Here is a 7,473-nt window from a genome sequence, read left to right as displayed (position 1 = left end):
GTAAGAAAAATTAAATCCGTCAAGATAGTAAAGAATGGCGATTCCTGAAAAAAACGGTGCTGAGCCTAAACAGCCCTCTTACATGTCTTACGGTCTTACGATCTTACGATCTTACTATCTTACGGTCTTACGGTCTATTTTGAATTCTCTGTTTGATCTGCTGTTCCTGCTTCAGATAGGTGATGCTGATGTTAAGCTCGTAGCCGATGAGGATCATTAAAGAGTTAATGAAGATTAGCAGCATAATGATCATCACCGTGCCTATCGATCCGTAAAATTTATTGTAGTTGGAGAAATTCTGCACCCAAAAGGAAAAGCCCCAGGTTGCAAGAATGATAAGCGTTGTAGCAAACACTGCACCTGGTGTAAGTATAGGCCATCTTTTTTGAACAGAGGGCGCATATTTATAAATAAAGCCAATAGAGTAAAGAAAGAGGACGATGATAAAGGCCCAGTTCAGCGTTTTAATAAACCAGGCTGAGCTGGCGCGGCGGATATGCAACCAATGCAGAACAGACTTAAAGAAAGCTCCCTGCCCCATAGATATAAGTACAGTGCCGATGAGCAGAAATATCACTATGAGCGTAAGTCTTATAGCTCTTAACCTTTTCTTGATAAAATTGGTGCGATGAATCTCGTATAGTGATCTGTCGAATGTCCTGATCACGCCCATCATTGCATTGGAAGAATAAAACAGCGCCAGCACAAAACCTATAGACAACAGACCTGTTTTTGGTTTGTTGAAAAAATCATCCATAAAATTGATGACAAAAGTTCGCGTTTCCTGGTTGGGCGTAAGATCTCTTACAAAACGGAACAGCTCATTCAGAAATTCTTTCGAAATAGGTATATAAGGAACGAGCGTGCATAAGAAGATGGTAGCTGCGGGAATAGCCATTGCAAAATTGAATGAAATGCCGGCAGCTCTTTCGTTCAATCCTACCTTCTTGATCTGCCTGAAAAAGAATCGCGCAACGTCATACAAAGGCAGCCCTTCAAATCCGGGCAGCGTAATTTTCTTACTCTTGTTGATGGCAAAAGTAACGGGTCTTGTATTGACGAGGATGCGTTCTAGCTTGGTCAAAGGTTATTTGTTTTGCTGTTTATTCATTCTTTCGTTCAACGCCTGCTGATATAATTTGGCATATTGCTCGTGTTCTGCGTAGTTGCTGCTAAAATGGTGCCGTCCGCTAAAATCACTTTCCGCTACAAAGAAAAGATAATCAGTCTGCGGAGAATCAAGCACGGCGTCAATAGTAACCGGTGAAGGCGTACAGATCGGGCCCGGAGGCAATCCTTTGTTGCGGTAGGTATTGTATGGTGATTTAACGTCCAGATGGCCATAATACAAACGTTTCAGCGAAAAATCCTTCAACGCGAATTTGATGGTGGGATCTGCGCCCAGCATCATCCCTTTATTATAACGGTTAATATAAACACTGGCGATCTTTCCTTTCTCCTCATTCATATTCGTTTCTTCTTCAACAATGGATGCAATGATGTAAACCTGCTCCGGACTAAGATGTAAATTTTGCGCTTTTTGCAGCCTGTTATTCTTATCCCAGAAATTATCTTTTTCTGATTGGAGACGTTGGAGTATTCTACGGACGGAAGTATTCCAGTTGAAGTTATACGTATCCGGAATAATGATTGTCATCAGTGTGTTTGTGTCAACCCCGAGGTTTTTGAGAGAATCGTTGTTACTGATGAACCGCATTACATCTGCTGAATCAGCGGAGAAATTTTTGCCAATTATTTTAGCCAGCTCTTCCTGTGTTCTAAGTTTATTGATGACGAGCTTAACCGGTGACTGCGTGTTATTGCGGAATGTTCTTACGATATTCAGCAGGCTTTGTGATTTTTTGATCTCAAACCTGCCGGGCTTTAATTTATCCCATACCTGAAGCCGGTTAGCCATAATGGAGAACAACCATCTGTTTCTGACAATGTTCTTTTCTTCAAGTTGTTGCAGTACCTGGCTTTTGGCATCAGCGCCATCTTTTATATAGATGTATTTTGATTTTTCGGAGAATGTGGTTGCGGAGCCCAATATCATCCATGCGAACAAAGCCCCAAGCACTACCAGTGCGATTAAGATATATCTGATTGTCTTTTTCATCCAAATGATTTTTAAAAGTTACCGGATATACCCGCTTGTTTGTCCTCTTGTTCTTAACCTCGTTTTCTCAATGGTTCGGGTTTCGGTCAACTTTGTTGGCTAACAGATTTTGAGTCAGATAATTCAGTATGACTGCAATATACATTAGCTGTAACAGTATCGTAAAATATAAAACCCTGCCTGTATTTACCAGGCAGGGTCAAATTATATCTGGGTAAAATTAGTGTTTACCTGAATCAGGAGCTGTTTGAGGTGCAGTAGCAGGAGCTGTCTGTTGCGTTGCAGGTGCTGTCTGCGCAGGCACATTTGTATTGATCTTCTGCATAATGTCAGGAGATTGCTGTGTTGCACCACCTTTGAAAAACAAAATAGAAAACAAGCACAATAAAGCTATAATGCCTGAGAATAACCAGGTACCTTTTTCCAATACGTCGGTTGTTTGTTTAACTCCCATAAACTGGTTGCTAAAACCAGCTATGTTTCCGGCTAAACCACCACCTTTTGGATTTTGGATCAATACCAGGAATCCCAATATGCCAGCCGCTAATAAAATAAGGATGAAAAATAAAACTGTCATAAATTATAAATCTTTTATTTGCTTGATTTTTGCCGCAAAATAAGTTGTTTTATCCGGATTCAAAAAACTTAATTTTTTATAAAGATTGATGGCACTAAGTATTTTTCCCTGTTTAATATAAACTTCTGCCATTGTTTCGGTGAGGATTTCCCTGGATTCGTTGGATGTCTCGGCAATCTGTTGAATTGCATGCTCCATTTCCGGATCTGTACCGAGGTCATTCGGCTGAATGTTGTGCCTTTTCATGTTTTTTAGCCAGTCGGTAAATTTCCTTACTTTTTTGTCAACGGTATCCTGCGGCTTGTTAGCATCCAGTTTAATTCCCTGGGAATCAAAATAATCTATTGTGTGATATGGTTCAGATTCAATCGGTAACCGCGTAGTGTCATCTATCGGCTTACTGAACTCAGCCATTTGGGCGGTCAGTACTTTAGAAAGCTCCGGAGTCATGTCTTGTAATGGCTCATCATCTTCCAGTTCCTCCTCTTCTTCAACAAATTCGTCTGTAGAAATAAGATCTTTTGTAAAGTGAGACTTATCAATAGCAAATGTTTCCGGTTCCTTTTCTGCGGCCAGCAATAATTCTTTTGTTTCGCTAATTGCGGCTGCTGATAAATTGTGCGCTTCCTGCGGCGCTTCAAATCCGGCAATCTTCTCTTCAACTTCTTCCTGTTGAGATATTACAACATCCGAAGTGTCATTGCCAGCTACATTTTGAACATTTGCAATTTCCGCCTCTTCAGCATGGTTAATGTCCTGAATTGGTTCTATTACTGAATCTGCAGGAATTTCTTCCCGCGTTTCTGCTTCTATTTCAGCTAATTCTTCCTCTTCAACTGAAAGTTGCTGCTCATTTTCATTAACAGTTACCAGTTCTTCGTTTTCAATAGAGTCTGATTCCGGCTCAACGAAAACTGTCTCTTCGCTGGTGATTTTATTATTGAAAGGGCCGGTTATTTTGTGAGTGGAATCCTGCAAAAGATGATGTAGCCAAAACGTATTGGTAAAAAATAAAGCTGTTTTCTGCGTTTGATGGATAGCGGCGTCTTCTTTAGGCGCAATCTGCCTGAGTTTTTTGGCCAGTAACAATTGTGCCGTTGAAAAAGCCGGATATTTATGGATGATAGATTCCAGCTCCTGAACGGACACCTGGTCAAACGAAGATTTACCCGTCAGCGATTTTAATATGTTATTTTCAAACACAGTCATGTACTAAATACAATAAAGGGTGAAAAATGTTGTTTACACATCGCATCCGTCACAAACTGATGCAGTTCAAATCTCACGGGGGTTACCAGTTCGAAAACAACCGGTTGAAAATTTCGTCGGACATGTTTTTAACAATATCCGGCATTAACGATCCTTCGGCCTGGGTTAATGATATTCCGGCTGAAAAGTCGAAGTCTCTGCTAACGTCAAATTCCTGCGTTTTATTTTCCACAGTGTTTATCAATGTCATGTGTGCTGCTACCGTAAGCCTGTTTGCTGCCGCCTGCTGCCCGGAGATGGCGGATGTTGAAACCGAATAATTAGAGATATAGCCTTTTATCTGGTAATGCGCATCATCGTTTTGGGTGGGTGTAAGCTTCGTGTAACTCGTAATTTTCTGTCTTAGGGCATCCGTTAAACTAGGGCTCAACAGTGGGTTTTTATATGGTGCCTTATTTTCAATAAACTCTACTTTAAATGTCTTGATCTTACTGTAATCAATTGACACATCGCGAAACGTATACACGCCACAGGCAGAGAGTAGTGTTATAAGGCTAACAAAAAGTATTTGAAGAATGGTTCTGTTCATAGCGGGCACGCCGAATTTTTGTTTCATGTTAATGATCTTAATCGTTTATATCATATTCTTTCAGCTTGCGGTAAAGCGTTCTTTCGCTTATGCCAAGATCAAGGGCAGCATCTTTTCTTTTGCCGCGGTGCTTTTTCAAAGCTTTTATGATGAGTTCTTTTTCCTTGTCCATAATATTAAGTGATTCCTCTACATCTTCATGATGATAGATTTCATCATTGTCGTGAAGGATCACCGGCTGGCTGGCTGAATGGCTGACCTGCGGAATGAGCGAAGGCTGAACAACCGACGGTGCAGGCATTATGTTGTGCTGCACGTCTCCGTTACTCACATAGTCATTCAACAAAGACTCTTTGGTGTAACTGGCTGCGCTTCCTGCAAGGGCCGGATTCTGCAGGATTTCCAGGAACATTTTTTTAAGCTCTGTAACATCCTTCTTCATATCAAAAAAGAGCTTATACAAGATCTCCCGTTCATTGTTGAATTCGTTGGCATGAGCTGCGCCGTTGCTGGCAAGAACCGGCATGCGGTTCATGTTCTTTTCCGGTAAAAAAGTGCTTAAATCATATGCCGTTACTAACTGTTGCTTGCTAAGAACAGAGATCTGCTCGGCAATATTCTTTAATTCGCGAACATTACCCGGCCAGGGATAATTTACCAGCAGGTTACGGGCATCGTCGTCCAGCTGAACAGGAGTTGTTTTATATCTCTCAGAAAAATCGATCACAAATTTTCTGAACAAAAGAGGAATGTCTTCTTTCCGGTCACGTAAGGCCGGAACACGGATTGGAACTGTGCTTAAACGGTAATAAAGATCCTCCCTGAATTTACCTGTCTGCGTAAATTCCAGCAACTCTTTATTGGTGGCCGCAATTACACGCACATCTGTTTTCTGCACTTTGGATGAACCTACGCGTATAAATTCCCCTGTTTCCAAAACTCTTAGCAGGCGCGCCTGGGTACCGATCGGCATTTCACCGATTTCATCCAAAAAGATCGTTCCTCCGTTTACCGTTTCAAAATATCCTTTGCGGGCATCTACCGCGCCGGTGAAAGATCCTTTTTCATGACCAAATAATTCCGAGTCTATTGTTCCTTCCGGTATGGCGCCACAGTTTACAGCTATGAAAGGATTATGTTTCCTTGCAGACAATGCATGTATGATCTGTGAAAAAGCCTCTTTACCCACACCGCTTTCACCCACTATTAAAACACTCAGATCTGTTGAGGCCACCTGGGCAGCAACATTCAGTGCGTGATTTAGCGCCGGTGAATTGCCGATAATTCCAAACCTGTTTTTAATACTTTGTATATCCATGGTCAATCCTTCATTTTTGAGTTATAAGTTTTACGTGATACGTTGTACGTTTTTCGCCTGGTAGAAGACACTTCATCACAACTATAATCCCTCGCTCAGATCAACGTATAACGTACAACTTACAACGTATAACCTAACAATGTAGCCTGTGTACATTCAGTCACTTTCACCCAAACATAGTCGCCCTTTTTTAGATCAGAGCCTTCCGTTTTTGGGAAAACGATCATTTTGTTCTGGCTGTTTCTTCCTTTCCAATCGGTCTCGCTACGTTTGCTTTCACCTTCAATTAAAACCTTGAAAGTTTTGCCTATATCTCTTTGATTACTGTCTAATGAAAGTTTATTCTGCAGTTCAACTATTTCCTGAAGCCTTCTTTTCTTTACATCCTCGGGAATGTCGTCTGCATATCGTCTGGCTGCCAGGGTGCCCGGACGCTCGCTGTAAAAGAACATATAGCTGAAGTCATATTGACTATGCTCCATTATGCTCAGCGTGTCTTTATGTTCTTCTTCTGTTTCGGAACAGAAGCCGGCAATCATATCACTGCTGATTCCACAGTCAGGTAAAATACGCCTGATCTGGTCAACCTTAGCCATATACCATTCCCTTGTGTAGGTACGGTTCATCAACTGAAGTACCCTCGTATTGCCGCTTTGTACCGGAAGGTGAATGTACTTGCAGATGTTCTCGTATTTAGCCATTGTAGTGAGCACTTCTTCTGTAATATCCTTAGGATGAGAAGTGCTGAAACGCACACGTAGATCAGGAGATACAAGTGCTACTTTTTCCAACAATTTTGCAAATGTTACTGTTTCGTCGTTGGCTTCATCTATCCAGTAATAGCTGTCTACATTCTGCCCTAATAAAGTCACCTCTTTAAAACCGCGGCTAAAAAGATCTTCAGCTTCTGCAATAATGGAATGCGCATCGCGGCTTCTTTCACGGCCTCTTGTGAAAGGTACCACGCAGAAGCTGCACATGTTGTTACAGCCGCGCATGATCGAAACAAAAGCGGTTACGCCGTTACTGTCCAAACGGATGGGAGATATGTCAGCATAAGTTTCTTCACGGCTCAACAACACATTCACTGCTTTCTGACCGGTCTCAGCTTCTTCAATCAATAGAGGGAGTGTTCTATAAGCATCCGGACCCACAACAAGATCTACCAGTTTTTCTTCTTCCAGCAATTTTGCTTTTAATCTTTCAGCCATGCAGCCCAACACGCCTACAAGCATACCAGGCCTTGCTTCCTTAACCTTTCTGAATTCTGTAAGTCTTTTTCTAACAGTTTGCTCCGCCTTTTCACGGATAGAGCAGGTATTCAATAAAACGAGATCAGCTTCCTCAAAATTCCTGGTGGCACCAAATCCTTCATTATTTAATATAGAAGCAACAATTTCACTGTCACTAAAATTCATCTGGCAACCATAGCTTTCAATGTAGAATCTTTTTTTATACTCATTTACATCATTTGCAAAGGGAGCATATGCTTCGCCCTGGCGTTCTTCATTATGTGTTTTAGTTGCTAGATCAAGCATTTCCATCATTAAAAAATTTGCAGCGCAAATGTAAGCAAAAATGTGCACCGTGCCAGTTTGGCAGATTGTTAACAGTTTTTTTTGGTTTCACACTTTTATATTTGTGCCCATTCTTAGCCCATG

Annotated in this window: 7 protein-coding genes; all 7 read right to left on the bottom strand. The window is 41.4% G+C overall.

Annotation, left to right across the window (positions count from 1 at the left end):
• Positions 1–127: 127 nt before the first annotated feature.
• On the bottom strand, positions 128–1,084 hold the full coding sequence (locus QTN47_RS06705) for a YihY/virulence factor BrkB family protein (protein ID WP_369328572.1): 957 nt from the start codon (positions 1,082–1,084) through the stop codon (positions 128–130).
• 3 nt (positions 1,085–1,087) lie between these two features.
• Positions 1,088–2,119, bottom strand: coding sequence for an endolytic transglycosylase MltG (mltG, locus tag QTN47_RS06700; protein WP_369328571.1), 1,032 nt, complete (start codon positions 2,117–2,119; stop codon positions 1,088–1,090).
• Positions 2,120–2,339: 220 nt separating this feature from the next.
• The gene (gene secG, locus QTN47_RS06695) at positions 2,340–2,696 is read right to left on the bottom strand and encodes a preprotein translocase subunit SecG (RefSeq protein ID WP_369328570.1); all 357 of its coding nucleotides are present in this window, start codon (positions 2,694–2,696) and stop codon (positions 2,340–2,342) included.
• A 3-nt stretch (positions 2,697–2,699) separates the two neighbouring features.
• Complete coding sequence (locus tag QTN47_RS06690; protein WP_369328569.1) at positions 2,700–3,905, bottom strand: DUF8458 domain-containing protein; 1,206 nt, start codon at positions 3,903–3,905, stop codon at positions 2,700–2,702.
• An 82-nt stretch (positions 3,906–3,987) separates the two neighbouring features.
• Positions 3,988–4,521 carry an LPS assembly lipoprotein LptE gene (gene lptE / locus QTN47_RS06685; protein ID WP_369328568.1) on the bottom strand — a complete coding sequence of 178 codons (534 nt, stop codon included), beginning with the start codon at positions 4,519–4,521 and terminating at the stop codon, positions 3,988–3,990.
• Between the two features lie 10 nt (positions 4,522–4,531).
• Entirely contained in the window at positions 4,532–5,812 is a 1,281-nt protein-coding gene (locus QTN47_RS06680) for a sigma-54 interaction domain-containing protein (RefSeq protein ID WP_369328567.1), read from the bottom strand.
• Between the two features lie 119 nt (positions 5,813–5,931).
• Positions 5,932–7,350 (bottom strand): tRNA (N6-isopentenyl adenosine(37)-C2)-methylthiotransferase MiaB, encoded by a 1,419-nt coding sequence (gene miaB, locus QTN47_RS06675; protein ID WP_369328566.1) that lies wholly within the window; start codon positions 7,348–7,350, stop codon positions 5,932–5,934.
• Positions 7,351–7,473: the final 123 nt, after the last annotated feature.

It is taken from the genome of Danxiaibacter flavus, from assembly GCF_041060425.1.
GTDB classification, from domain to species: Bacteria; Bacteroidota; Bacteroidia; order Chitinophagales; family Chitinophagaceae; genus Danxiaibacter; species Danxiaibacter flavus.
Note: the sequence above shows the minus strand (reverse complement) of the source record. Positions and strands in the feature narration are given on the sequence as shown.

Coding starts and splice junctions, on each gene's coding strand:
- QTN47_RS06680 (WP_369328567.1), bottom strand. CDS start 5,812: ATGGATATACAAAGTATTAAAAACAGGTTTGGAATTATCGGCAATTCA.
- secG (WP_369328570.1), bottom strand. CDS start 2,696: ATGACAGTTTTATTTTTCATCCTTATTTTATTAGCGGCTGGCATATTG.
- lptE (WP_369328568.1), bottom strand. CDS start 4,521: ATGAAACAAAAATTCGGCGTGCCCGCTATGAACAGAACCATTCTTCAA.
- QTN47_RS06690 (WP_369328569.1), bottom strand. CDS start 3,905: ATGACTGTGTTTGAAAATAACATATTAAAATCGCTGACGGGTAAATCT.
- mltG (WP_369328571.1), bottom strand. CDS start 2,119: ATGAAAAAGACAATCAGATATATCTTAATCGCACTGGTAGTGCTTGGG.
- miaB (WP_369328566.1), bottom strand. CDS start 7,350: ATGCTTGATCTAGCAACTAAAACACATAATGAAGAACGCCAGGGCGAA.